At 71.3% G+C, this 25,582-nt stretch carries 24 protein-coding genes; 14 read left to right on the top strand and 10 right to left on the bottom strand.

What is annotated here, in order from left to right:
- Positions 1 to 2: 2 nt before the first annotated feature.
- From sufB to ACGF13_RS24465, 7 genes are read left to right on the top strand one after another with little or no spacing between them, the layout of a single operon-like run.
- Positions 3 to 1,418 carry a Fe-S cluster assembly protein SufB gene (gene sufB / locus ACGF13_RS24495; RefSeq protein ID WP_392878490.1) on the top strand — a complete coding sequence of 472 codons (1,416 nt, stop codon included), beginning with the start codon at positions 3 to 5 and terminating at the stop codon, positions 1,416 to 1,418.
- 56 nt (positions 1,419 to 1,474) lie between these two features.
- Entirely contained in the window at positions 1,475 to 2,707 is a 1,233-nt protein-coding gene (sufD, locus tag ACGF13_RS24490) for a Fe-S cluster assembly protein SufD (protein ID WP_392878488.1), read from the top strand.
- A gap of 5 nt (positions 2,708 to 2,712) precedes the next feature.
- Positions 2,713 to 3,030 carry a bifunctional 3-phenylpropionate/cinnamic acid dioxygenase ferredoxin subunit gene (locus ACGF13_RS24485; protein WP_063349526.1) on the top strand — a complete coding sequence of 106 codons (318 nt, stop codon included), beginning with the start codon at positions 2,713 to 2,715 and terminating at the stop codon, positions 3,028 to 3,030.
- Positions 3,031 to 3,036: 6 nt separating this feature from the next.
- On the top strand, positions 3,037 to 3,801 hold the full coding sequence (gene sufC, locus ACGF13_RS24480) for a Fe-S cluster assembly ATPase SufC (RefSeq protein WP_392878485.1): 765 nt from the start codon (positions 3,037 to 3,039) through the stop codon (positions 3,799 to 3,801).
- Entirely contained in the window at positions 3,798 to 5,057 is a 1,260-nt protein-coding gene (locus ACGF13_RS24475; protein WP_392878483.1) for a cysteine desulfurase, read from the top strand. The genes sufC and ACGF13_RS24475 overlap by 4 nt, the downstream gene beginning before the upstream one ends.
- Before the next feature lie 20 nt (positions 5,058 to 5,077).
- The gene (sufU, locus tag ACGF13_RS24470) at positions 5,078 to 5,530 is read left to right on the top strand and encodes a Fe-S cluster assembly sulfur transfer protein SufU (protein ID WP_380455912.1); all 453 of its coding nucleotides are present in this window, start codon (positions 5,078 to 5,080) and stop codon (positions 5,528 to 5,530) included.
- A gap of 22 nt (positions 5,531 to 5,552) precedes the next feature.
- On the top strand, positions 5,553 to 5,951 hold the full coding sequence (locus ACGF13_RS24465; protein ID WP_392878480.1) for a metal-sulfur cluster assembly factor: 399 nt from the start codon (positions 5,553 to 5,555) through the stop codon (positions 5,949 to 5,951).
- A 226-nt stretch (positions 5,952 to 6,177) separates the two neighbouring features.
- Here ACGF13_RS24465 and ACGF13_RS24460 read toward each other — a convergent pair whose 3' ends face one another.
- Positions 6,178 to 6,639, bottom strand: coding sequence for an NUDIX domain-containing protein (locus ACGF13_RS24460; RefSeq protein WP_392878478.1), 462 nt, complete (start codon positions 6,637 to 6,639; stop codon positions 6,178 to 6,180).
- Between the two features lie 328 nt (positions 6,640 to 6,967).
- Here ACGF13_RS24460 and ACGF13_RS24455 point away from each other — a divergent pair, with 328 nt between their 5' ends.
- Positions 6,968 to 7,618, top strand: a complete 651-nt coding sequence (locus tag ACGF13_RS24455) for a Uma2 family endonuclease (protein WP_392878476.1) — start codon at positions 6,968 to 6,970, stop codon at positions 7,616 to 7,618.
- A gap of 201 nt (positions 7,619 to 7,819) precedes the next feature.
- Here the strand turns inward: ACGF13_RS24455 and ACGF13_RS24450 are convergent, their stop codons facing one another.
- The 6 genes from ACGF13_RS24450 to amcB all read right to left on the bottom strand — a co-directional run bounded on the left by ACGF13_RS24450 (position 7,820) and on the right by amcB (position 12,142).
- Positions 7,820 to 8,674, bottom strand: a complete 855-nt coding sequence (locus ACGF13_RS24450; protein WP_392878473.1) for a hypothetical protein — start codon at positions 8,672 to 8,674, stop codon at positions 7,820 to 7,822.
- Positions 8,675 to 8,892: 218 nt separating this feature from the next.
- Entirely contained in the window at positions 8,893 to 9,246 is a 354-nt protein-coding gene (locus ACGF13_RS24445; RefSeq protein ID WP_392878472.1) for a hypothetical protein, read from the bottom strand.
- 77 nt (positions 9,247 to 9,323) lie between these two features.
- A complete protein-coding gene (locus ACGF13_RS24440; protein ID WP_392878470.1) occupies positions 9,324 to 10,040 on the bottom strand; it encodes a hypothetical protein in 717 nt (238 codons plus the stop codon).
- A gap of 22 nt (positions 10,041 to 10,062) precedes the next feature.
- On the bottom strand, positions 10,063 to 10,749 hold the full coding sequence (locus tag ACGF13_RS24435) for a pentapeptide repeat-containing protein (protein ID WP_392878468.1): 687 nt from the start codon (positions 10,747 to 10,749) through the stop codon (positions 10,063 to 10,065).
- A gap of 74 nt (positions 10,750 to 10,823) precedes the next feature.
- On the bottom strand, positions 10,824 to 11,003 hold the full coding sequence (amcA, locus tag ACGF13_RS24430; RefSeq protein ID WP_392878466.1) for a multiple cyclophane-containing RiPP AmcA: 180 nt from the start codon (positions 11,001 to 11,003) through the stop codon (positions 10,824 to 10,826).
- A complete protein-coding gene (gene amcB / locus ACGF13_RS24425) occupies positions 11,000 to 12,142 on the bottom strand; it encodes a cyclophane-forming radical SAM peptide maturase AmcB (RefSeq protein ID WP_392878464.1) in 1,143 nt (380 codons plus the stop codon). The genes amcA and amcB overlap by 4 nt, the downstream gene beginning before the upstream one ends.
- A gap of 229 nt (positions 12,143 to 12,371) precedes the next feature.
- On the opposite strand from amcB, the gene ACGF13_RS24420 reads away from it, so the two are divergent.
- Together ACGF13_RS24420 and ACGF13_RS24415 are read left to right on the top strand one after the other, a co-directional pair.
- Positions 12,372 to 13,637, top strand: a complete 1,266-nt coding sequence (locus tag ACGF13_RS24420) for a helix-turn-helix domain-containing protein (protein WP_392878462.1) — start codon at positions 12,372 to 12,374, stop codon at positions 13,635 to 13,637.
- A 2-nt stretch (positions 13,638 to 13,639) separates the two neighbouring features.
- Positions 13,640 to 14,164: a GNAT family N-acetyltransferase gene (locus ACGF13_RS24415; protein ID WP_392878849.1), complete on the top strand. Its 525-nt coding sequence runs from the start codon at positions 13,640 to 13,642 to the stop codon at positions 14,162 to 14,164.
- A gap of 299 nt (positions 14,165 to 14,463) precedes the next feature.
- Here the strand turns inward: ACGF13_RS24415 and ACGF13_RS24410 are convergent, their stop codons facing one another.
- The gene (locus ACGF13_RS24410) at positions 14,464 to 15,798 is read right to left on the bottom strand and encodes an MFS transporter (RefSeq protein ID WP_392878460.1); all 1,335 of its coding nucleotides are present in this window, start codon (positions 15,796 to 15,798) and stop codon (positions 14,464 to 14,466) included.
- A 359-nt stretch (positions 15,799 to 16,157) separates the two neighbouring features.
- Between ACGF13_RS24410 and ACGF13_RS24405 the strand changes: the two genes are divergently transcribed.
- Positions 16,158 to 17,807, top strand: a complete 1,650-nt coding sequence (locus ACGF13_RS24405) for a hypothetical protein (protein WP_392878458.1) — start codon at positions 16,158 to 16,160, stop codon at positions 17,805 to 17,807.
- A gap of 110 nt (positions 17,808 to 17,917) precedes the next feature.
- Here ACGF13_RS24405 and ACGF13_RS24400 read toward each other — a convergent pair whose 3' ends face one another.
- Complete coding sequence (locus ACGF13_RS24400) at positions 17,918 to 18,391, bottom strand: VOC family protein (RefSeq protein ID WP_392878456.1); 474 nt, start codon at positions 18,389 to 18,391, stop codon at positions 17,918 to 17,920.
- Positions 18,392 to 18,527: 136 nt separating this feature from the next.
- Between ACGF13_RS24400 and ACGF13_RS24395 the strand changes: the two genes are divergently transcribed.
- Positions 18,528 to 19,886: a hypothetical protein gene (locus ACGF13_RS24395; protein WP_392878455.1), complete on the top strand. Its 1,359-nt coding sequence runs from the start codon at positions 18,528 to 18,530 to the stop codon at positions 19,884 to 19,886.
- 227 nt (positions 19,887 to 20,113) lie between these two features.
- Positions 20,114 to 21,604 carry an alkaline phosphatase PhoX gene (locus ACGF13_RS24390; RefSeq protein ID WP_392878453.1) on the top strand — a complete coding sequence of 497 codons (1,491 nt, stop codon included), beginning with the start codon at positions 20,114 to 20,116 and terminating at the stop codon, positions 21,602 to 21,604.
- Between the two features lie 53 nt (positions 21,605 to 21,657).
- Here ACGF13_RS24390 and ACGF13_RS24385 read toward each other — a convergent pair whose 3' ends face one another.
- On the bottom strand, positions 21,658 to 23,259 hold the full coding sequence (locus ACGF13_RS24385) for a PucR family transcriptional regulator (protein ID WP_392878451.1): 1,602 nt from the start codon (positions 23,257 to 23,259) through the stop codon (positions 21,658 to 21,660).
- A gap of 486 nt (positions 23,260 to 23,745) precedes the next feature.
- Between ACGF13_RS24385 and pruA the strand changes: the two genes are divergently transcribed.
- Entirely contained in the window at positions 23,746 to 25,374 is a 1,629-nt protein-coding gene (gene pruA / locus ACGF13_RS24380) for an L-glutamate gamma-semialdehyde dehydrogenase (protein ID WP_392878449.1), read from the top strand.
- Positions 25,375 to 25,582 lie beyond the last annotated feature (208 nt).

Below are 25,582 nucleotides of genomic sequence, written 5' to 3'. Positions count from 1 at the left end.
GCATGACTGACACCGTTTCGCACCCGGAGCTCGACGGCCTGGGCAATTACGAGTACGGCTGGGCCGACCCGGACACCGCCGGTGCCGCGGCCAAGCGCGGGCTCAGCGAGGAGGTCGTCCGCGACATCTCCGCGAAGAAGAACGAGTCCGAGTGGATGCTCAACCTGCGTCTCAAGGGCCTGAAGCTGTTCGGCAAGAAGCCCATGCCGACCTGGGGCTCCGACCTCACCGGCATCGACTTCGACAACATCAAGTACTTCGTCCGCTCCACCGAGAAGCAGGCCGAGTCCTGGGAGGACCTGCCGGCGGACATCAAGGCCACCTACGACAAGCTCGGCATCCCGGAGGCGGAGAAGCAGCGCCTGGTCGCCGGCGTCGCCGCCCAGTACGAGTCCGAGGTCGTCTACCACCAGATCCGCGAGGACCTGGAGGAGCAGGGCGTCATCTTCCTGGACACCGACACCGCGCTGCGCGAGCACCCGGAGCTGTTCAAGGAGTACTTCGGCACCGTGATCCCGGCCGGCGACAACAAGTTCGCCGCGCTGAACACCGCGGTGTGGTCCGGCGGCTCGTTCATCTACGTGCCGAAGGGCGTGCGCGTGGACATCCCGCTGCAGGCCTACTTCCGGATCAACACCGAGAACATGGGCCAGTTCGAGCGGACGCTGATCATCGTCGACGAGGACGCCTACGTCCACTACGTCGAGGGCTGCACCGCCCCGATCTACTCCTCCGACTCGCTGCACTCGGCGGTCGTGGAGATCATCGTCAAGAAGGGCGGCCGCTGCCGCTACACGACCATCCAGAACTGGTCGAACAACGTCTACAACCTGGTCACCAAGCGCGCCGTGGCGTACGAGGGCGCGACCATGGAGTGGATCGACGGCAACATCGGCTCCAAGGTCACCATGAAGTACCCGGCCGTCTACCTGATGGGCGAGCACGCCAAGGGCGAGACCCTGTCGATCGCCTTCGCGGGCGAGGGCCAGCACCAGGACGCCGGCGCCAAGATGGTGCACATGGCGCCGAACACCTCCTCCAACATCGTCTCCAAGTCGGTGGCGCGCGGCGGCGGCCGGACCTCCTACCGCGGCCTGATCGAGATCGGCGAGGGCTCGCACGGCGCCAAGTCCAACGTGCTGTGCGACGCGCTGCTGGTCGACACCATCTCCCGCTCGGACACCTACCCGTACGTGGACGTCCGCGAGGACGACGTGTCCATGGGCCACGAGGCGACCGTCTCCAAGGTCAGCGAGGACCAGCTCTTCTACCTGATGAGCCGCGGCCTGACCGAGTTCGAGGCGATGGCGATGATCGTCCGCGGCTTCGTCGAGCCGATCGCGCGCGAGCTGCCGATGGAGTACGCGCTGGAGCTCAACCGGCTGATCGAGCTGCAGATGGAGGGCTCGGTCGGCTGACCTGCCGGCCGCCTACCGCCCACCGACTTTTCGAGGAAGAGAGCACCACGACAGCCATGGCTGACGTTCAGAACACCACCGGGGCGACCACCGCCGGTTCGATCGAGGTCGGCACCGCCGGCGCCGGCGCGCAGCTCGCCGGCCCCGGCACCGGCCGCACCGCGGTCCAGCAGCCGATCGACGCGCGCGTCGCGGTCAAGCCGTCCTTCGACGTGAACGACTTCCCGGCGCCCACCGGCCGCGAGGAGGACTGGCGGTTCACCCCGCTGCACCGCCTCGGCGGGCTGCACGACGGCACCGCCGCCGCCGCGGAGAAGGGCGAGGACAAGGTCGAGCTCGCGCTGCCGGACGGCGTCACCGCCGAGACCGTCGGCCGGGACGACGCCCGCCTGGGCAAGGCCGGCACGCCGGTCGACCGGGTCGCCGCTCAGGCGTTCAGCGCCTTCGAGCAGGCCCTGGTGGTCACCGTCCCCAAGGACGCGGTGCTGACCGAGCCGGTCAAGATCGACGTGCACGCCGAGGGCGGGGTCCGCTTCGCCCACGTGGTGATCGACGTCAAGCCGTTCGCCGAGGCCGTCGTGGTGCTCAACCACGAGGGCACCGGCACCCGGGCCGCCAACGTCGAGCTGCTGGTCGGCGAGGGCGCCAAGCTCACCTTCGTCTCCGTGCAGGACTGGGAGCGCGACGCCGTCCACGTCGCCCAGCACAACGCGCTGGTCGGCCGGGACGCCACCTTCAAGTCCGTGGTCGTCACCTTCGGCGGCGACCTGGTCCGCCTGCACCCGCGGGTCAACTACGCCGGCCCCGGCGGCGAGGCCGAGCTGTTCGGCCTGTACTTCGCCGACGCCGGCCAGCACCTGGAGCACCGCCTGGTCATCGACCACGACACGCCGCACTGCCGGTCGAACGTGGCGTACAAGGGCGCGCTCCAGGGCCAGGACGCCCACGCGGTCTGGGTCGGCGACGTGCTGATCCGCGCCGCCGCGCTCGGCACCGACACCTACGAGCTCAACCGGAACCTGGTGCTCACCGACGGCGCCCGGGTCGACTCCATCCCGAACCTGGAGATCGAGACCGGCGAGATCGTCGGCGCCGGCCACGCCTCGGCGACCGGCCGCTTCGACGACGAGCAGCTGTTCTACCTGATGGCCCGCGGCATCCCGGCCGACGAGGCCCGCCGCCTGGTGGTCCGCGGCTTCTTCGCCGAGCTGCTCCAGCAGATCGGCGTGGCCGAGGTCCAGGAGCAGCTCATGGAGAAGATCGACGCCGAGCTGGAATCGGCGGTCTGAGCACGATGACCTTCCTCCGTGCCTGCGCGCTGAGCGACCTCCAGGAGGACGTTCCCAAGCGCGTGGACCTCAACGGCGTGCCGGTCTCCGTCGTCCGCACCGACGAGGGGGTGTTCGCGATCAACGACACCTGCTCGCACGCGAACGTCTCGCTCTCCGAGGGCGAGGTCGAGGACTGCATGATCGAGTGCTGGCTGCACGGCTCCAGCTTCGACCTGCGCACCGGCAAGCCCTCCGGCCTGCCCGCCACCAAGCCGGTCGCTGTCTACCCCGTAAAGATCGAAGGGGACGATGTGCTCGTCTCCGTCAACCAGGAGTCCTGAGTACACATGGCAACCCTTGAAATCCGCGACCTGCACGTCTCCGTGGACGCCGAGAACGGCCCGCGCGAGATCCTGAAGGGCGTGGACCTGACCGTCAAGCAGGGCGAGACCCACGCCATCATGGGCCCGAACGGCTCCGGCAAGTCCACCCTGGCCTACTCGCTGGCCGGCCACCCCAAGTACACCGTCACCGGCGGCTCGGTGCTGCTGGACGGCGAGGACGTCCTGGAGATGTCCGTCGACGAGCGCGCCAAGGCCGGCGTCTTCCTGGCCATGCAGTACCCGGTCGAGGTCCCCGGCGTCTCGGTCAGCAACTTCCTGCGCACCGCCGCCACCGCCGTCCGCGGCGAGGCCCCCAAGCTGCGGCTGTGGGTGAAGGAGGTCAAGGAGGCGATGGCCGCCCTCCAGATGGACCCGGCCTTCGCCGAGCGCAACGTCAACGAGGGCTTCTCCGGCGGTGAGAAGAAGCGCCACGAGATCCTCCAGCTGGAGCTCCTCAAGCCGAAGATCGCGATCCTCGACGAGACCGACTCCGGCCTGGACGTCGACGCGCTGCGGATCGTCTCCGAGGGCATCAACCGGGTCCGCTCGACCGGCGAGGTCGGCACCCTGCTGGTGACCCACTACACCCGCATCCTGCGGTACATCAAGCCCGACCACGTCCACGTCTTCGCGGGCGGCCGCATCGTCGAGTCCGGCGGCGCCGAGCTGGCCGACAAGCTGGAGGAAGAGGGCTACGAGGCGTATGTGAAGGGGGGCGCGTCCGAGTGACCCATCCGTTCACGGGACTGCTCGACACCGACGCCATCCGCAAGGACTTCCCGGTCCTCCAGCGGGTGCTGCACGACGACAAGCCGCTCGTCTACCTGGACAACGCGGCCACCTCGCAGAAGCCGCGCCAGGTGCTGGAAGCCCTGACCGCCTACTACGAGCGGCACAACGCCAACGTCCACCGCGGCGTGCACGTGCTCGCCGAGGAGGCCACGGCGCTGTACGAGGGCGCCCGGGACAAGGTCGCGGCGTTCGTCAACGCGCCGAGCCGCAACGAGGTGATCTTCACCAAGAACGCCTCGGAGTCGCTCAACCTCGTCGCCAACATGCTCGGCTGGGCCGACGAGCCCTACCGGGTGGACGCCGAATCCGAGATCGTCATCACGGAGATGGAGCACCACTCCAACATCGTCCCGTGGCAGCTGCTGTCGCAGCGCACCGGTGCGAAGCTCAAGTGGTTCGGGCTGACCGACGAGGGCCGGCTCGACCTGTCCAACATCGACGAGCTGATCACCGAGAAGACCAAGGTGGTCTCCTTCACCCTGGTCTCCAACCTGCTGGGCACGGTCAACCCGGTCGAGACGATCGTCCGCAAGGCCCAGTCGGTCGGCGCGCTGGTCGTCATCGACGCCTCGCAGGCCGCGCCGCACATGGTGCTGGACGTCCAGGCGCTGGAGGCCGACTTCGTCGCCTTCACCGGCCACAAGATGCTGGCCCCGACCGGCATCGGCGTGCTCTGGGGCCGGCACGAGCTGCTGGAGGACCTCCCGCCGTTCCTCGGCGGCGGCGAGATGATCGAGACCGTCACCATGGGCTCGTCCACCTACGCCCCGGCGCCCCACAAGTTCGAGGCCGGCACCCCGCCGATCGCCCAGGCGGTCGGACTCGGCGCGGCCATCGACTACCTCCAGGACATCGGCATGGAGAAGATCGCGGCGCACGAGCACGCGATCACCGAGTACGCCGTCGAGCGGCTGCTGGAGGTCCCGGAGCTGCGGATCATCGGCCCGCGCACGGCCGTGGACCGCGGCGCGGCGATCTCCTTCACCCTCGGCGACATCCACCCGCACGACGTGGGCCAGGTGCTGGACGAGCAGGGCATCGCCGTGCGCGTCGGCCACCACTGCGCGCGGCCGGTCTGCCTGCGGTACGGAATTCCGGCGACCACGCGGGCGTCGTTCTATCTGTACTCGACGCCGGGCGAGGTCGACGCGCTGATCGACGGCCTGCACCACGTCCGGAACTTCTTCGGCTGACGGGACGGGGCAGGACGACCATGAAGCTCGACTCGATGTACCAGGACATCATCCTGGACCACTACCGCAACCCGCACGGCAAGGGGCTGCGGGACGGTGACGCCGAGGTGCACCACGTCAACCCGACGTGCGGCGACGAGATCACCCTGCGGGTGAAGCTCGACGGCGCCACCGTGGCCGACGTCTCGTACGAGTCGCAGGGCTGTTCGATCAGCCAGGCGAGCGCCTCGGTGCTCAACGACCTGGTGGTCGGCAAGACCGTGGGCGAGGCGCAGGCGGTCCAGGAGGCCTTCCTGGAGCTGATGCAGAGCAAGGGGCAGGGCGAGGGCGACGAGGAGGTGCTGGAGGACGCGGTCGCGTTCGCCGGTGTCTCCAAGTACCCGGCCCGGGTCAAGTGCGCCCTGCTCAGCTGGATGGCCTGGAAGGACGCCACCGCCCAGGCGCTCGCCCAGAACCCCGCCGTGAACGACTGAACCCGTAGAGGAGGACAAGACCATGAGTGACGAGAGCACCACCACCGCCGGCACCGAGGCCTCCGCTGCGGAGGAGCAGCAGCCCGGCGTCATCGTCGGCACCACCGCCGGCACGGTCTCGGTCGAGGACCTGACCGAGGCCCTGATGGACGTCGTCGACCCCGAACTGGGCATCGACGTCGTCAACCTGGGCCTGATCTACGGCATCCACATCGACGAGTCCGACGTGGCCACCATCGACATGACGCTCACCTCGGCGGCCTGCCCGCTGACCGACGTCATCGAGGACCAGGCCAAGACCGCCACCGACGGCCTGGTGCAGGACCTGCGCATCAACTGGGTCTGGATGCCGCCGTGGGGCCCCGACAAGATCACCGACGACGGCCGCGAGCAGCTCCGCGCGCTCGGCTTCAACGTCTGAGGTCTTTCTGACGTCAACCTGCTGCCGCGCGACACCCACGGGGTCGCGCGGCAGTGGTGTGTCCGGGTCCCTTTCGCCCGTCGCGGGGAACACCCGCGCGGCATCCCCTTTGCTGCGCGGGTTCGCCGCCGTTCCCCACCGTCCACCCCCCACCCGCCTGCCGGCGGGTGCCCGCCCCTGCCTTCGCCGCGCGCCGCCCGGCCCGGCGGCGCGCGGCGACAGCCGCTCAGGGCTCCGGGCAGTAGGTCGGTGCACTGATGAAGCCACCGGTCCGATTCCCTCGTCCGACCACCTCGCGGAGGACCGCATCGATCTCTTGGGGGAGCAGGTTGATCGTGTCGAGGGATCCGGCGGTGAGGGGAATCTCTTCGAGGATGTACTCGCCTCGGCCTTCTTGGCTGAACTCGGGGCCGGTGCGGTTCTCGAAGCTCCACTTCTCGATGGTGGCGAGGTAGAAGTCCTGACGTTCGTCGTCCGTCTCGATGGTGTGGAGGAGGCCGACGATCTCCGCCTCGCCCGCGATTTCCTCGCGGACCTCCCGCAGCAGGGCCTCTTCGGGGCTGGCATCGGTCGGCTCGATCTTGCCGCCGACGATCACCCAGTACGGGTCGATGCCGGGGCGGATGCGCTTGATCAGCAGCGTGGTGTTGTTCGGGGTGAGGAGGATGGCGCGGACGCGGTGCTGCATGGTGGTCTCTTCCTGTCGCGATGGTCTCGGTGGTGTGGGGTGGGTCAGTGGAGGAGCCCGCCGCCGTTGACGTGCAACGACTGACCGGTGATGAAGGACGCGCTGGGACCGGCAGGTCGTTCTCCGCCTCGACCCGGATGGCTCCAGCCGCCACCCGGCGTGAGAAGCCTGATGCGCCGGCCCGGTCAGTCGCGCGCCATCGTCCGCAGACCATGCCGTCAACTTGCTGCTGTGCAAACCTCTCCTTCGAGGGAAACGTTTGCGCGGCAGTGGTATATCTGCGACCAGGCGGCCAGGCTGGTGCCGCGACCTCGGAAGGAGCGACGTGATGGCTGTGGAAGCGATCGGACACTGGACGTTGCCCGACTCGGCGTACGCCATGTGGGTCCGCGGAGAGCTGGCCGACCACCTGCGACTGCCCGACGACGGCACGCGGGTCGAGGTCGTCGGAGGGGAGTTCGTCGTGTCACCGGCGCCGGTCTACGCCCATGGAGGGATTCTCTCGGACATCCAGGAAGCGTTCCTGGCCGCCCGGCTCGCTGATGCGGGATTCCGGTGGAGGGCGGTTCAGGCGGTCAACCTGGACTTGGTCGAGATCGGCGATGGCTACATCCCCGACATGGTGATCGTGGACCGGGACACCGATGCGGCGAAGCGTGCCGAAGAGGTGTTGCACCTTCACGCGCACGAGATCGGTCTCGTGGTCGAGGTGACCTCCTCGTCCAACGCCCGTGACGACCGCCGCCCGGCGTTCGGAAGGCCGGGCAGGTCCACCAAGTGGAACGGGTACGCCCGGGGCGGGGTGCCGTACTACCTGTTGGTGGACCGGGACCCGCGGCAGTCCGGTGTCACGTTGTTTGGGGAGCCGGACCGGGGCGAGGGGACGTACGAGGTGCTCGGGGAGTGGAAGTTCGGCGAGTCCGTCCGGCTGCCGGAGCCGTTCGGCGTCGAGATCGTGACCGGGGCCTGGAAGTCCTGAAGCGTCTGAGATCCGCCGGACGACGAACGACGCTGCCGATGAAGAGGAGCGCGGGGGTGCCGGTCGGTGTACCGGGCGGCGACGACCAGGCCGAGGCCGGTGGCCAGGCCGGTCATGCCGAGGCGGTGACCATGCGGTCCGAGGTGGGCGGCACGCGGCGCTGATTGTGTAGCCCCTTCGGACCGGTGGGGACAGCGTGTCTCAGGCGGCGAGTTGTGCGGGCCGACTGCCGGCCAGTGCGGAGCGCAGGGCGGTTCGGACTCGGGCGGCACCTGCGGCCGCCACGTCCGCGCCCTGGCCGGCCGTGGGGGTTCGGGCCGTCAGGCCGGCGCACGGGCGGCAGATGCCCGGTCGGGGCACGGGGTCGTGGCACGTGGCGCACTCGGCGTACCGGGCCGGTGGCCGCGTGGTGGGCTGGGCGGGAGGCATCTTGTGCTCCAGGCGGTAGCGGAGCACTGAGGCCGCCGAGTGCATCGGGACGGGCAGGCCCGGCAGCAGGGCGTGGGCGAGGTCGGCGTGGGTCGCGCCGCGCTGCAGCCACTGTGCGACGAGGGGAGCCAACTCCCGGGCCTCGGCCTCGCCGAGGCGCAGACGCGGCTCGGGCCGGATCACCCGGAACAGGGTGGCGACCGCTTCGCGGACCTCTTCGGAATCCGGAGGTGGTGGGAGGGTGGGTTCTTGCTGCCGGTTCTTTACTACAGAGCCGACTGCGCGACCGGTGCTCGCTCCACCGGACGCCGGAGGGGTGGCACTCGGCCGCGCGAGCTGCGGGGTGTCGTAGACGTGGGTCTCGGTGCGGATCGTGCCGTCCGGCATGCGGATCTTCTCGACGCGGTAGTAGCCCGCCTCGGTCAGCTCCTTCAGGGCCTTGCGGACGGCGCCGCGCCCTTGGGGGCTGGTGTCGGCCATGTGTCGGCCGTCCTCACGCCAGCCGTCGGGGCGGGAGAGGAGGTCCGCGAGTAGGCCGCGGGCGGTGTAGGAGAGCCGCCGGTACTGCAGCACGCGGTTGGGTAGCACGGTGAAGTCGCGCACGTGGGCGCTACGATGGACGCGCATTGGGAGGTTGGACTCCTGGTGCCGGACCCCGGGGTGTTCCAGCACCGCCGGGGTCGCCCTGTTTTTGGTTGGACTACGGAACGTACCACGGCACTTGACGCAATGTGAGACGTTCGCGACATTCAGTGCGTGACCAGTGCGGGCCCACCCGGTTGGGTCGCCCCCAAGACTCGAACCCGCCGCCTCCATCACGGCCCGCTCGCGCCAGCAGGTCAAGGTCAGGCGGATTCGGTCCGATCCACTTCTGCTGCGCTCGGCTGTGCGAGCCAGACCAGCCGTGCGGTGATCCCCGGTCGCCTGGTGAAATGGCGCAAGGCCCGATCAGGAGACGTGAGGGTCATGCGCGCCTGCCCGTCGATGCTGATCACGTGCGCTCGCCCGCTGTGGTCGGCGACCCCCCAGGCCACGATCCACCCGTCGACGTCCGGGAGGCCCTCGCTGTACACCTGGACGACGGCGAACAGACGGGGCGCGGTGTCGAGCACGAGCCCGCACAGCTCCTGGTCGAAGGTCGGGCCGGTCGGCTGCCGAGGCGTGATCGGACGGGGGCTTTGCGGTGGCGCAGCAGCCATGGAGTTCTCCTACGTGAATGGGATCGGACGCGGCGCTGCCACCATCACGGGCAGCGGAACGCTCGCACGGGTCGGTGTCAGATCAGCGAGGCCAGGACGCCGCGTGGCCAGTGGCCGAGCCAGAACGCGGCGGTGGACGGTTGGGGCTGGTCCTCGGTGGAGCCGTCGTGGGGCAGTAGTTCGGTGGGGGCGATGTAGCCCTCGCCGGGGTCGATCCGCAGCCGGAAGACGCGCAGGGGCAACCCGAGGGCGGCGTAGGCCCGCAGGTCGTCGGTGTGCGGATAGCGGTCCTCGGGGTCGGCGTGGAGATCGCGGCAGACGGCGCGGATGTCGAGGCCGCCGAGCAGGAGGTAGCGGGATCCGGGGCCGAGGTTGAAGCACAGGCGTCGGCGACCGGTGTGCTTGACCTGGTATTGGAGCCTGTCCCAATTGTCGATGTGCAGGCCGATGCGGCGGCCGCCCTTGTGATTCGGGGTGGTGGTGAGGGCCTTGGCCGGGCTCCTGGCTTGGCCGAGGTGGACGGCGTCGGGGTCGCCGAGTTGCTCGGCGAGGGTGGCGAGGGTGGCCGGTGGTGGGCCGTCGGGCAGCTTCACCAGTTCCACGAGCGTGCTGTCGACGCTCCGCTCGGTCGGGCGGAGTCCTGCCGCCAGCACGGCGGTGAGGGGCTGCCAGGGGCCGGCCGGGAGAACGGCCCCGTCCTCGTAGTCGGGCTCGCCGCGAGCGGTGCGGACGCCGGTGCTGTCACACCTGGCGATGAGGGCGGCTGGATCGGTGTGGGCGATGGCGAGAGTCACGCGGATTCCTCCCGGGCTGGGTCTACCGGTCGTCGAGGTTGTCGGCGAAGGTCACGTCCAGCTCGGTGACCAGGGCTTCGGCGAGTTCGGCCTGCTGGGTGCGGTCGATGAGGACCTTGCCGAGGTTGGCGACGCCCCGCAGCGTGGTGAGGTCGTTGCCCCGCAGGTCGAGGCCCTGGTACTTGCCCCGGCCGAACTCGGTCAGCCGCAGGTTGCAGGTGTCGAGGACCGCGCCGCCGAGGTCGCAACCCGTGAACGACGCCTCAGTGAGCGCGCACTTGGAGAAGACGACCGCGCCGGTGGCGCGGATCCGCTCGAAGGTCGCGTAGTCGAGCTTGCAGTTGTCGAAGAGGACGTTGTCCAGGGTCCCGCCGATGAGCCCGGCGCCCATGATCTTGCAGTTGCGGAAGACGACCCGGGAGAGCTTGCTGTCGGTGATGCGGGCGGCGGCGAGGTCGCAGGTGTCGAACTCGACGGATTCGAGGCGGACTTGGTCGAGCTGCATGCGGTCGACCCGCAGGTTGGAGACGCGGCCGGTGACGAGGCGGGTCTCGGCCAGATCCAGGTCCCGCAGGTCGGCGTCACCGTACTGGAAGTCCTGGACGATGCCCCGGGCGGAGTCGAGGGTGCTGACGTTGGACAGGTACAGGCCGGGCTCGTTCAGGTGGGGCAGGGTCACGGTGACACGGCCGAAGGTGACGCTGTCCATGAGGGGCTCCGCTCTCTCGAGGGTCGGGCCGGGCCCGCACCGCTGGTGCGGGCCCGGGAGGTTCGGGGGTGGCGCTACTTGCCCTTGTTCGACCAGTTGTCCCAGGTGGGCCGGTTGTCGAACTTCGGTCCGTTGTTGTCCCAGGTGGGCCGGTTGTCGAACGGCCCGGCGGTGGGGTCGGTCACGGTGACGACGCCGGTGAGGTCGGCGACGACGGCGGTGTTGCTGGCGGCCAGCAGTTCGAGCAGGGTCATGTGGCTTTCTCCTTTTGGACGGTATCGGACAGGGCAGTGACCAGGGCCTGTCGGGACACGCGGCAGTAGTTCGTCTCCGTGGTGTCCAGGCGGCTGTTCTCGAAGTAGCGATTGCCGGCCTGGGCCCCTCGGCAGAAGTCGAAGACGTCGCAGGTGGCCTCGCACGCGTCCAAGCCGGTCAGGAACTCGCGCACATAGCGCAGGCGGTGGGCGTGGTCCAGCATCGAGCCGATGCCCCGCTCCAGGACGTTGCCGGCCCGGAAGTCCTCGTAGGCCGGATCGGTGATCCCGGCGAGTTCGGGCGACAGTAGGACGACGTCGCCGTTGGAGGCGATGGTCGGGATCGGGTCGATCAACACACGGTCCCGGGCGGTTCGGTGTCCGTCGCGGAGATCCCGCAGATAGCCGCCGAGTCGGTCGATCTCGCGGATGGTCAGGTCGCGGTTGCAACGTGACCAGGCGATGGTGCGGCGCCAGAACTCGCGGGCCTGCTCGGGCGTCGGGACCGCCCGGTCGGTGTTGACGCCTTCCCTTTCCTCCATGTTCAGACCTACCGTGTGGCAGCCGAGGTCGGCCGCGAAGTCGAGCAGGCCCTCCGGGGCGTCGATGCTCTCCGCGGTGACGACCGCGATCGCCGAGAACCGTACGCCGTACTCGCGCAGACACCCGATGCCCTTCATGATCCGCTCGAAGGCAGGACGTCCGGTCCAGTCCACGCGCCGACGGTTGAGGGCGGAAGGGCCGTCGATGCTCACCCCGACGCGGAACCCGTACGCGGTGAGGAAGTCGCACCAGGCCGGTGTGATCAGTACGGCGTTGGTCTGCACCGAGTGCTCGACCAACCCAGCCTGTCGCAACGGCTCGAACGGGGCCAACAACTCCGCGAGTCGCGAGCGGCCGACGGCCAGCGGCTCACCGGCGTGCCAGACCACCTCAACCGGCTCCGGTGACGTCGTATCGGCGAACTCGGCGACGGAGCGGGCCACCGCCTCGGCGATCGCGACCGACATCGGTGCCCGCCGCTTGCGGTCGGGCAGGTAGCAGTAGGTGCAGTCCAGGTTGCAGAAAGAGTCAGCCTGGACAACGACCGTTCTCGGACGACGGGCGATGCGGCGCCGATACCGGGCCGGGGAGTGCAACATGCTGCTCCTCCAAGGGTGGAGACTGAGCCGGCGCAGGGCCGTTCACGGGGCGGGATCCTGCGCCGGGGCCGCACGGGGCGGGCGGTGTGCAATCAGTGAACGACAGTCACAGGCCGGTCGGTGAGGCAAAGTTGCTGGGGCTCTGGTCCCATTCCAGCCGGAAAACTTGACCGTCCCATTACCTGACCCCATGCACAGCACGTGACAACACGACTACGTTGACCTCATGTTGGCCAATGTCCCGCTCCGCCTTCGGATGTCCGAACGCCGCATGACCAAGGCCGAGTTGGCGCGCGAAGTGAACGCCGAGATCAGGGCCCTCACGGGGAAGCTCGGCTCCGTGTCAGAGCGCACGGTGCACAACTGGCTGACCGGTGCGACCCGGTGGCCGCCGTTGAAGATCCGCCTCGCACTCAGGGCAGTATTCGCATGTACGCCCGAAGACCTGGGCTTCGTCCCGACCGGGCGGGCCCGCACCACACCGGAGGACGACGTGAGGCGACGCGACTTCATAGCGGCGGCCGGAGGTGCGGCCGTGACCGTGCTCACGAGCCCCCCTGCCGTGGCATCGAGTGGCCGGATCGGCGTCGATGACGTGCGGAGACTGCAGGCCCGCTTCGCCGAGGTCATCGCCAGCGACCACCGCCACGGCGGTCGGCTCAGCATCGAGACCAGGGCGACCGTGCTCGCCGATGAAGCCCTCGACCTGCAGAAGAACGGCACCGCGACCCAGCGGGTTCGTGCCCAGCTGTACGCGTGCGCGGCATCGTTCATGTCCTCGGCGATGTGGGCCGCGATCGATGGCCGTCGCTTCGACGCAGCCCTCGAGCACCATCAAAAGGCTGCCACCCTCGCTGCGATGTCCGGCGACTCCGGCATCCAGTTCCGCATCTGGTCCCACGCGGGCAGCCTGTACCGGCACCTCGGGCAGGCAGGCGACGCGCTCGCCGCCAATGAGGTCGCCCGCAGCCTACCGATCGCCCGACGCGACCCGCTGTTCGCCTCTCTCGGACACGCCCGCCACGCGGCGATCCATGGCCTGACCGGGGACTCCAACGCAGTCCGCCGGTCCATCGGACACGCACAGGACGCCCTCAATCGAGCCGACCTCGACGTCTCCCGACCGGTGTGGATCACCGCCTTCTACGACCAGTCCGAACTCGACTCGCTCGCCCTTGCCGCTCACCTCGCGGCCGGGAACTGGGAGGATGCGGAAGCGCACGCGCACCGCAGCATCGCCCAGCGGCGCGACACCATGCAGAGGTCCCGAGCGATCACCACCGTCCGGCTTGCCCGCGCCCAGCTGGGGCAGGGCGATCTTGAGCCCGCGGTCGTCACCGCCATGTCCGTCCCGGCCGAGGACTTCGCACACCCCCGCGTCACCCGCATGTTGGCAGCCTTCGGCACCTCGCTGCACAAGCTGGCCGACGGCAGTGACCCGGACCGCACCTGGACGGCATACGCCGACAACAGCTGGAGGACCACCGCGTGACCATTGAACTCCGCCACCACACCACCCTGCCCCCCGAGGCCCGGCAGGACCTGCTGGACGTGTACGCCGATGTGCGGGCCCCCCTGCTGCACCTGCCGAACTACCGCGTCGACGTGTTCGCCGAACGCCTCGACCGGCATGCCACCGAGCCCGGCTTCGAGATCGTCCTCGGCTACGACGGCGAGGTACCGGTCGGTTACGCCTATGGCAACACGATCGAGGCGGGCGACCGATACTGGAAGCGGATGACCGAGCCCCTTCCTGACGGCTACACCGAGGCCCCGGCTCTGGCCATCAAGGAAATCGGCGTCCGGACCCGCTGGCGCGGCACGGGGGCCGCCCGCCGGATCCACGACGGCCTGCTGCGCCGCCGCGTTGAGTGCCGTGTCACCCTTCTGGTCAACCCGCTCGCCGGGGACGGAAAAGTCCAGCGGCTCTACGAGACCTGGGGCTACCAGGCGTTCAACGCTCAACAGCCCTCTCCGGACTCGCCCCGGCTGACCGCGATGATCCGCCCGATCCGCTGAGCCTGGGTCGGCGGCGTCTGGGAGTACACGCGGATGTTTGACCGTCAGTCGCCCTGCTTCTTCTGTGCCGCGCGCCGCCCGGCCGGGCGGCGCGCGGCCAGGCCCGGGGCGGGCACCCGCCGGTAGGCGGGTGGGGGGTGGATGGTGGGGAACGGCGGTGAACCTGTTCAGCGAAGCAGATCGCGCGCGGGTGTTCACCCGGCGGCGGGCGAAGTGGGGATGGGTGGGCGCCGCGGATGGACGAACGACGCTGCCCGGGACTTCTTCGGAAGTCCCGGGCAGTTTTTCGTGGGGTGGGGTCAGGCCGTCGGCTTGGGCTTGCGGGCGATGGCGAGGGCCAGGGCGGCGCAGAGGGCGGCGGCGAGGGCGGTGAAGCCGCTGATGGCGGGGAGGAGGCCGTAGCGCTGGACCAGGGCGCCGAGGGCGATGATCGGGCCGGAGCTGCCGAGGTAGACGATGACCCAGAGGGAGCTGAGCTCGGAGCCCCGGCGTTCGGGGTTCATCGCGGCGACGGCGCCGGTGAACAGGGAGCGGTAGGCCACGCCCTGGGAGATGCCGCCGAGGACGCTGCCGATGAAGAGGAGCGCGGGGGTGCCGGTGTACCCGGCGGCGACGACCAGGCCGAGGCCGGTGGCCAGGCCGGTCATGCCGAGGGCGGTGACCACGCGGTCCGAGGTGGGCGGGACGACCAGCTGGGTGGCGGCCGAGGAGCCGAGCAGGAGGGCGGCCACGATCGCGCCGACCAGCTTGGAGTCGGTGTGCAGCAGGTTGGCGGCGAAGGCCGGAGCGAGGCTGAGGTAGACGCCGAAGACCGCGTAGGAGACGAATCCGGCCGTGGCGGCGAGCAGGAACTCCCGGCGGCCGGTGCGCGGCAGGCGCAGGCGCTGCGGGCGCAGGTGGGCCGGGGTGGTGATCCGGGGCGGCGACGCCGGCGGGCGGTTGCGGCCGGGCATCCGGGGGTGGAGGAGGGCGAGCGGCACGCAGAGCGCCACCAGGGCGATGGCGTGCAGCAGGAAGGGCGTCAGCAGCGGGTCGGAGCCGCCGGCCAGCAGGGCGCCGACGACCGGGCCGAGCGCGACGCCGCCCGCCGAGCAGGCCAGGGTGATCTTGGCGGCGAGGGTCGGGCGGTCGGGCAGCAGGTCGCCGAGGGCGGCTCCGGCGGCGCCGGTGGCCAGGCCGACCGCGATGCCCTGGACGGCGCGGCCGGCGGCGAGCTGCCAGAAGCTGCCGGCGGTGGCGAACACGACGTCGCCCATGGCGGACAGCGCGACGGCGGGCAGGATCAGGGCGCGTCGGCCGAGGTGGTCGGACCAGTGGCCGACGACGGCGAGCACCGGGATCAGCGCGAACACGTAGACCGCGAAGAGGACCGTGGTGTCGAGCGCGGTGAGGTTCAGCCGTTGCTGGAGCAGCGAGTAGATCGGGGTCGCGAGGTTGGCGCCGATCAGCATCAGCAGCAGGGCGGCGGCCACCAGGCCGACGCGGACGCCGCGCAGCGCGTTCCAGCGGCTGATCGTGGCGAGCTGGAGCTGGGCGCGAGGCGCGAGCTCCAGGGGAAGCAGGGCCTCCGACAGTCGGCGTCCGTCGAGCTGCGCGGTGCGCAGGCCGGAGCCGGCGGGGGAGAGGTCCGCCATGGCAGGGGTCTCCTGTGGCCGGGCACCACCGGGGTCGGCGGGGTGTGCCGGCGCGCCCGTCCGGAGGCGCTGTGGTGGTGGCCGCGGGTGAGGGCTCCCTGGTGGGGCGAGGTGAGCTGAAGAGGGCCCCTCCGGCCCGGGGTCGGGCGGAGGGCGGTGGGCTTCGTTGCCCCGGTGGCACGCGCGGGGTGTGCGCGGTACCAGACCGAAGGATAAAGGGTAGGCGTACGCCCACGGCGCGCGCCCCTGGACGCGCCCCACACGGCCGGGCATCGGGGGTGCCCGACCTATACGCTGAGGTGGTGGATCGGTACGCGGCGCTGTTTGGCTGACCGCTGGCTGAGGGAGAGCGCACAACGATGGCCGGACGACGTCGCAAGAACACCGGGGCTCCGGCGGGTGAGGGCAGCACCGAGGCCGTGCTGCCGGCCGACCTGGAGCTGCAGGACCTCTACGGGGCGTTCGCCGCGCACGGGCTGGACGACGAGGACCTGGACGACGCGGCCGTCCTGGTCCCGCCGGTGAAGCTGCCCGCCGAGCGCGAACTGGCCGAGCAGGCGAAGGCCGTACCGATGTTCGGGTACGCGCTGGCGCTGGCCCGCTGGGCCGCCCCGCACCGGGCGGTGGACGAGTTCGGGGACCTGGTCGAGGAGGACCGCGCGCCCGCGGCCCGGCTGCTGGGCCTGGCCCCGGCCGAGGGCGAGGTGCCCGAGGAGGCCGAGGTCGAGGCGCTGCGGGCCTGGTCGCTGGCCTGCGACCTGGACCTGGTGGAACTCGGCACGACCGCGGAGGGTGAGCACGTCGCCGTCCCCGGCCCGGACCTGGAGCCCGCCGAGCAGGGCGACCCGGAGACCGTCCTGGAGCTGTGGCTGACCGCCGCCGGGATCGTCCGGGAGCTGGCCGTCGAGGCGGACTCCGTCCCGGAGGAGGCCGAGGGCGAGCCGACCGGGCTCGGCGGGGCGGGCGAGGGCGCCGAGCCCGCCGGGGAGGTCGAGGAGGACGAGGACGCGCTCTCCGAGGTCGAGGAGGCCCGCGACGAGGCCGCCGAACTGCTGGACGAGGCCCTGCAGGTGCTCTACGAGACCACCGCCTTCGCCGAGCCGGGCAACGAGACCGTGCCGCTGGGCGTGCTGGCCGCGCTGCTGGTGGTCCCGGAGGGCGAGGAGCCGAGCGAGGAGCTGCTCGGTGACATCACCGACGTGATGGTCGCGCTGGACCCGATGCTGGGCGACCTCGCCGAGCTCGGCCTGCTGGAGTACCGCCCGATCGACCCCGAGCTGTTCGACGAGGAGGACGGGGAGGAGCCCGCCGTGGTCGGCGAGGAGCCGCTGGACGAGGAGGAGTCGGCCCGGTTCGGGCTGGTCCGGCTGACCCCGCTCGGCCAGTACGGCATCCGGCAGTGGCTGCTGGAGGACGGCTACGACGCGCCGCTGGTCGGCGACCTCGCCAAGGGGGACGCGGCCGAGCTGCTGCGCGGGGTGTGCGAGTCGGCCAACGTGCTCCCCGAGGAGGAGCTGCGGGTGTGGACCGCCGACCGCGAGCCGGTGGCGGCGGCGCGCGAACTGCTCGCGGCGGCGCGCGGCGCCGACGGCTACGGCCCGCTGCGCCGGATGCTCTGCGTCTCGGCGCTCAACCTGCTCGGGCCGGACGCGGCGCCGGCCGTCCGGGAGGTCATGGACGACCCGGAGCTGGGCGGTGCGGCACGGGCCTGGCTGACCGCGCAGGGGGCGACGGACGTGCCGGTGCCGGACCGGGCGATGGCGCTGTGGACGGTGGTCGACACCTTCGCCGCCCAGCTGCTGGACAACGGCGGGGACGCCGAGCTGCTGCGCGAACTGATCACCGACCTGCCGGTGAACGGCGATCCGGCCGGGTGGTTCGGCGAGCTGTGGCGGGTCGACCACCCGTACACGGCGGACGTCCTGGAGGCCATCGGGGAGCTGCACCCGGACCGGGCGCTGGCCAAGGAGGCGCGCAAGGCGGCCTTCAAGGCGCGCTCCAGGAACTGAGGCCTCACGGTGTGCTTCGGTAGCCGGGGCTTCTCGGGGTGTTCCGGGAGCCGACGCCTCCTGGTGCGCTCCGGGTGCCGGGGCCCCACGGTGTGCTCCGAGGGCCCCGGTCAGGGAAGGTCCAGCGAGCCGTCCTCGGTGAAGGGGAAGAACGGATTGTGGGCCAGCTCCCAGAGGTGGCCGTCCGGGTCCTCGAAGTAGCCGGAGTAGCCGCCCCAGTCGGTCGGGACCGGCGGCTTGACCACCACGGCGCCGGCCTCCACCGCCGTCCGCAGCGCGGCGTCCACCAGCGCGGGGGACTCCAGGTTCACCGCGAGGGTGACGCCGCGGAAGGAGGGCTCGCCGGTGACGGGCAGGCCCGCGTCGGCGGCCAGCTCCTCGGTGGGGAAGAGGCCGAGCGCGGAGTCGGCGGTGCGGAACCACACGATCTCCGGGCTGGAGGCGGCGGAGCGCTTCCAGCCGAGCGCCTCGTAGAAGCGGGCGCTGCGGTCGAGGTCGGTCACCCCGAGGGTGACGATGCTGATCCGGGCGGGGAAGGTGCCCTGTCCGGTCCGGTCCTGTGCTGCGTCGTTCTGTGCTGTCATGCCGCCCAGGTTAGGGAGGGCGGCTGACAACGGGGCTCCTGACACGGCCACCACCCCGGCCCGGGGGCGGAGCTGATGACCCGGCAGCTGCGGCCACGTAAGGTGGCGTCAGCGGTGCGGGCGCGAGGACTCGGGGGTGCGACACAGGATGGTGCGGGAGAGCGGCGGCGGGCACCAGAAGCGGAACACCGGCTCCCCGGGGGCCGCCCCGGCTCCGGACCGGCCGGTCCGGGAGGACCGTTTCGCCGGTGGGCCCGCGGGCCGGGCACCGGACCGGTCGGCCGGGCGGTCCGCGGATCAGCCCGGGGATCAGCCGGCGGAGCAGCACGCCGACCGGTTCGCCGTTCAGGAGGAGTTCTCCCGCAGGACCCTGGCGGCGGCCGACTTCCCGGTGTACGGCGTGGCCGGCGGGACGCCGGTGGACAGGACACCGGCCGGCGGGACGCCGGTGGACAGGACACCGGCGGACGGGACACCGACGGGTGGGACGTCGGCCGGTGAGGCGCTGGCCGCCTTCGAGACCTCCGGCGGCGAGCTGTGCTGGGTCGAGGTCCAGTGCGGTGACTGGCGTTCGGCGGCCGGCCCGTACGTGACCGTGCGCACCTACCGGCCCGGCGCCGACCGGGGTGAGCAGCTGCCCGAGCTGGAGGACCTGGTCGAGGACGAACGGGACCGCGTCTACGAGCAGTTGGGTGTCGACGAGGGCGACGGTCCGGGCCGGGTGCGGGCGTTGCGCGCATGGATCACGGTGGACGGCGAGCCCTGCGCGGTGGAGGTGCACGAGGACCGGCCGGTGCCGGAGCCCGGCGCCCCGGCGGCGGCCGGGCCGGAGCCGGTGTGGGCGGGGCGGCTGCGGGTCGGCGGGCTGACCGTCACGGTGTGCGGGCGCGGGGTGGCCCCCGGGGCGTTGGAGCTCGGGTCGATCGGCGACTTCGAGCGCTGCCTGCGCGGCCGCACCGAGCTGCTGCGCGACCTGGCCGCCCGGCGGGCCCGCCACGTTCCGGTCGAGGAGCGCGAACTGCCGCCGGTGGTCGGGATGGAGGCGCACCGGGCGCTGATCGAGCAGAGTGTCGCCGAGTCCGCCGCGATCGAGGCGCAGGTGCGGGTCGGGCGCACGCCGAGGCTGCCGCGCGGGCTGCGCGGGGAGGTCGGCGCGGTGCGCTGGGAGGCGGCGGTGCGCCAGCAGATGCGGCTGGCCACCGAGACCCGGGAGGAGGCCGCGGCGGCGGTGACCTCGATGGTGAACCACCTCAACCGGCTTTCCCAGCAGACGCATTGGCTCGTCGGCACGGCGGAGGGCGAGGCGGCCGTCGAGGAGGTCGTCCGGTACACGGTGTTCGCGAGCGAGGTGGCGAGCCTGCCGGCGCAGCGGGCGTGGGCGCAGCTGTGGCGGGAGCGGCCGGGCGGCGGCGGGGCGGGGGTCTGGGAGGAGCAGCGGCTGGCCGAGCAGCTGTGGCTGTCGGCCTGGGAGCAGTGGCGGACGGCGCGGCGCTGACGGGGTGTCGGGCGGGTGTGGCCGGGTGGGTCCGCGGCGTTCCGGGTCTGACTGTCTGACTGTCTGACGGGGACATGTGTAAAGCCGAGGTCATGTGACAGTCATCGGTCGGCAAATGGCCGCCTGGCTGTGAGGTGGGCGTCATGTCGGGTTCACCCGTCCGGCGGAGCCTGCTGGGCGTCGGCATCCCGCACCGACGCCCCCGCTCATCCTCAGGAGTTGCTGCCATGTCGCTGTCCCGCCGGGACTTCGTCAACCGTTCCACCCTCGTCGGGGCCGGCGTGCTGATCGCCGGCAGCGCCGAGGCGCTGGCCAGCGCCCCGGGCGCGATCGCCGCGCCGGTCGGCGGCGAGGCGCCGGTCGCCGCGGCCGCCGGGACCAACTCGGCCGCCGGCACCGCCGTCGGCTACGGTCCGCTGGTCCAGGACCCGGCCGGCCTGCTCTCCCTGCCGAAGGGCTTCTCGTACAAGGTCCTCAACCGGGCCGGCGTCACCAAGCTGCGCACCGGCGAGTTCACCCCGAGCAACCACGACGGCACCTCCGCCTTCGAGGACGAGCACGGCGGCAACCTGATGGTCGTCAACCACGAGCTGGCCGGTGCCCGCGCCAACTGGCCGCACCCGGTGCCGCTGATCGAGGGCCACGTCTACGACCCGGGCGCGGCAGGCGGCTGCACCGTCGTGCACGCCAAGCGGGACGGCTCGGTCGAGCAGTGGGTCGGCATCGCCGGCACCGCCACCAACTGCGCCGGTGGCGTGACCCCGTGGGGCACCTGGCTGTCCGGCGAGGAGACCGAGGACAAGGCCGGCAAGAACGGCTTCACCAAGGACCACGGGTACATCTTCGAGGTCGACCCGTTCGACGACGACTACAACCGTGACCCGCAGCCGGTGAAGGCCTTCGGCCGCTACGCGCACGAGGCCGTCGTGGTGGACCCGAAGAAGGGCCACGTCTACCTGACCGAGGACGCCTCGAACCCGAACGGCCTGCTGTTCCGCTGGACCCCGCCGGCCGACTTCAAGCACGGCCGCTACAAGCTGCGCAAGCTCGCCGACGACGCCGGTGTGCTGGAGGCCTTCAAGGTCTTCGACGCGCAGGGCAAGTTCATCGACGACCTCTCCCGCGCCACCAAGGTCGGCACCACCTACGGCGTGGACTGGGTCAAGGTCCAGGACCGCGACGCCAAGACCGTCTCGGTGCGCAAGCAGTTCAAGGAGGGCGAGGTCACCCGCGCCCGCAAGCTGGAGGGCATGTGGTGGGGTGACGGCGGCTTCTACTTCGTCTCCAGCTTCGCCCGCTCGGAGAGCCCGCTCCAGCACGACGGCCAGGTCTGGTTCTACAACCCGAACCGCCGCACCATCACCCTGAAGGTGCTGCTGGGCGTCAACAGCGATGTCTGGGGCGACCACGACAACTTCGACGGCCCGGACAACATCACCGTCTCGCCGTACGGCGGCATCGTGATCGCCGAGGACGGCGAGGGCGTCTCGCACCTGTTCGGCGCCACCGAGGACGGCCTGGTCTTCCCGATCGCCCGCAACGAGCTGAACATCGGCACCGCCGAGAAGCCCGAGTTCAGCGAGTTCACCGGGGTGACCTTCTCGGACGACGGCAAGACCCTGTTCGCCAACATCCAGACCCCGGGCATCCAGCTGGCCGTCAGCGGCCCGTGGCGCCGGCTGAACGAGCACAAGCGCGGCCAGGGCTACGGCGAGTGATGAGCGGTCAGGTGTGACCGACGGAACCGGCTGACCGGTGGACTGCCCGCGGACTACTCGTCCGCGGGCAGTCGCAGTTGCAGCATCGCCAGCAGGCGCTGCTGCGGCTGGGCGAGGTCGATGCCGGTCAACTGTTCGGCGCGGCGCACCCGGTAACGCAGGGTGTTGGGGTGGATGTGCAGGGCGTCCGCGGCCACCCGCACCTCGCCGAGCGCGTCCAGCCAGGCCAGTACGGACTCGGCGAGCCGGGTGCCGTGCCGGCGGTCGTACTCGGTGAGCGCGGTCAGTCGTGGGTCGCGCAGGCCGGTGCGCTCCTGGAGCAGCGCGAGCATCTCGCTGACCAGCACCTCCGCCTGGACGTCGATCAGCGCCGCGACGTCGAGGTCCACTCCGCCGCGGCCCATCGCGTCGAGGATGCGGTCCGCCTGGGCCCGGGAGTCGGGGACCTGGGCCAGGCCGTCGACGGTCGAGCCGATCGCGGCGCGCAGCGGGACCCCCAGGTGTTCACGGGCGGCGGTCACTACCTCGGAGGCCCAGTCGCGCACGGTGGTCATCGGCAGCCCGGGGGGCAGCTCGGGCAGCAGCACGTACACCCGGGAGTCGATCGGGGCGAGCAGCGCGGCGCGGTGCCGGGCGGCGGTGTGCACCGAGATCAGGCCGGTGACGTCGGAGCGGTGCAGCGCGTCGGTGGTGTGCGCGCTGTAGGCCAGCACGGTGGCCGGGCGGCGCAGGTCCAGCCCGAGGTGGGTGGCGAGCGACTGGGGGCCGGTGGAACCCTCCAGCAGACCGGTCAGCAGGGTCTGGGTGAGCCGGACGTCGGCGGACAGCTCCCGGCGGCGGCGCACCAGCTGGGCGGCCGCGACCCGGGCGGCGCCGACCAGGGCCTGCTCGGCCAGCGGGGCCAGCGACCGGGAGCCCTCCTGGACCCAGATGGTGCCGAGCGGCTGCGCCCCGGCCCGGATGCCGACCGCGAGGCGGCGGCGCAGGCCCAGCTCGGGGTGCGGCTCGACCGCGATCGGGGTGTCCGAGCTGCGCAGGTGCTGGAAGATGCCCCACTCGCGGAGCTTGGACAGGTACGGCTCGGGGCCCTGCCAGCCGAGGATGGACAGCCGGCGCAGGTCGTCGACCTCGTCGGAGTCCGAGGAGCGGGAGTAGGCCAGCACCCGGCTCGAGGTGTCCTCGATCGAGACGATGCCGTTGGTGAGCACGGCGACGGTCTGGGCGAGGGAGAAGAGGTCGCCCGCGTTGGGCTCGGGGGCGCCGGCGGCGTCCGGGGCGTCCGGGCCGGCGATGATCGCCCGGGCCAGCGAGTCGAGGTGTTCCCAGCGCGTCTCCCGGCGCACCGAGAGCAGGGCGACGCCCGCGTCGGTGGCGGCCTCGCGCAGCGCGTCGGCCTGGCCGGGGCCGTCCAGTTTGACCGCGACGGCGGCGGCCCCGGACCGGCCGGCCGCGCGCAGGGCGGGCAGGGCGGCGCGGCCGCGGGCGCCGATCGCGAGCACGAGTTCGCCGGGGGCGGCGGTCGGGGGGTCCTCCGGGTCGAGGATGGCGACGTCGCGCACCGGGACGTCCAGCCCCTGTGGGGCGGCCTGCAGCTCGACCAGCGGTTCGCCGAGGGACATCAGGAGTTGACGGAGCGGCAGGCCGGAGGTGGTCACGTCGGTCCTCCTTCATCCGCTCGGACAACGTTTTGTGGTCGATTTTAGCCGGACGGACAGAGTTTCGACATCGAGGACGACTGTGCCCTCGCGCTGCCGGACGCCGAGCGGCGCTACACCGAGAACCTCGTCGCGCAGCTCGGGGAGCCAGGCGGCCGGTGGTGGAGGCGGTCGCGGCCGGGGCGAGGTGGTGAACGCCCAGAAGGCCGGCGCCGGAGCGTGAGCCGGTCGGGCGAGCCGGGGGCGTGAGCCCGGGGGCGCGAGGTGGGCCGGGGTGGTGCGAGGGGGTGTGAACAGTGGGGCGGCCGAGGGCGGTTCGTGACCGCGGCGTGACCCGATTCGTCGGTCCGGACAACGCCGTACGGGGGAATTTAGCCGCCCGGCCAATCATGTGGCCCGGTGGCCAGGAATAGCGTTCGTGCTGTGGTCGGTGTGCAACCCGCGCCGGCCGATCCCCCGCACTGAACGAAGGAGAGCGTGCGCTCTATGGACGCTGTGACCCAGGTCCCCGCGCCGGTGAACGAGCCGGTCCACAGCTACGCCCCCGGGAGCCCGGAACGGGCCCGGCTGGAGGCCAAGCTGAAGGAGCTGGGCGGCCAGGAGCCGGTCCAGCTGACCATGACGATCAACGGTGAGCGCCGGATGGGCGGCGGCACCGAGATCCACGTCGTCCAGCCGCACAACCACGCGGCTCGGCTCGGCACCCTGCGCAACGCCACCCAGGCCGACGCGCAGGACGCCATCGACACTGCCCTGGCCGCCGCTCCGGCCTGGCAGGCGCTCTCCTTCGACTCCCGCGCCGCGATCTTCCTCAAGGCCGCCGACCTGCTGGCCGGCCCCTGGCGCGAGACCCTGGCCGCCGCCACCATGCTCGGCCAGTCCAAGACCGCCCAGCAGGCCGAGATCGACACCCCCTGCGAGCTGGTCGACTTCCTGCGCTTCAACGTGCACTTCGCCCGCCAGATCATGGCCGAGCAGCCGATCTCCTCGGACGGCGTGTGGAACCGCAGCGACCACCGCCCGCTGGAGGGCTTCGTCTACGCGATCACCCCGTTCAACTTCACCGCGATCGCCGGCAACCTGCCGACCGCGCCCGCGCTGATGGGCAACGTGGTGCTGTGGAAGCCGTCCCCGACCCAGCAGTTCTCCGCGCACCTGCTGATGCAGCTGCTGGAGGAGGCCGGCCTGCCCAAGGGCGTCATCAACATGGTGACCGGCGACGGCCTGGCCGTCTCCGAGGTCGCGCTCAAGCACCCGGCGCTCGCCGGCATCCACTTCACCGGCTCCACCGCCACCTTCCAGCACCTGTGGCGCGAGGTCGGCAACAACATCGCCGGCTACCGCACCTACCCGCGGATCGTCGGCGAGACCGGCGGCAAGGACTTCCTGGTCGCCCACCCGTCCGCCGACCCGAAGGTCCTGAAGACCGCGATGACCCGCGGCGCCTTCGAGTTCCAGGGCCAGAAGTGCTCGGCGCTGTCGCGGGCCTACGTCCCGGCGTCGATCTGGGCCGGCCTCAAGGACGAGTTCGCCGCCGAGGTCGACGGCCTCACCATGGGCGACGTCAGCGACCTGGCCAACTTCATGTCGGCCGTCATCGACGAGCGCTCCTTCGCCAAGAACAAGGCCGCCATCGACCGCGCCCAGGCCGACCCGCAGGTCGAGGTCCTCGCCGGCGGCACCTACGACGACTCGGTGGGCTACTTCGTCCGCCCGACCGTCCTGGTCTGCCAGGACCCGTCGAGCGAGTACTTCAAGGACGAGTACTTCGGCCCGATCCTCGCCGTGTACGTCTACGAGGACGAGAAGTACGAGGAGATGCTGGCCCAGATGGAGTCGGTGTCGCCGTACGGCCTGACCGGCTCGATCATCTCCCAGGACCGCGCCGCGGCCCAGGACGCGATGCACAAGCTGCGCTTCGCGGCCGGCAACTTCTACATCAACGACAAGCCGACCGGCGCCGTCGTCGGCCAGCAGCCCTTCGGCGGCGGCCGGGCCTCCGGCACCAACGACAAGGCGGGCGCCAAGCAGAACCTGGCGCGCTGGACCTCCACCCGCTCGGTCAAGGAGACCTTCGTCCCGCCGACGGACTACCGCTACCCGCACATGGGCTGACCAGCCCCGCACCACCGATCGCACGGCTCGCCCAGTAGCCACCGGTCACCCGCGACGCCCGGTCCCGCAGCCGGGCGTCGCCCGCCGGGGCGGCGGCCCCTCCCACCCGTCGCCCGCCGCCACCCTTCTTGGGACGCGCTGCGCGCGGCGCCCCGGATGCCGCCGTCCCGGCCCTTCTGCCACCCTTGGAAACACCAGCACCAGGAGT

Source organism: Kitasatospora sp. NPDC048286, assembly GCF_043201735.1.
Taxonomy (GTDB): domain Bacteria; phylum Actinomycetota; class Actinomycetes; order Streptomycetales; family Streptomycetaceae; genus Kitasatospora.
This window is presented reverse-complemented; position numbering and strand designations above follow the sequence as displayed.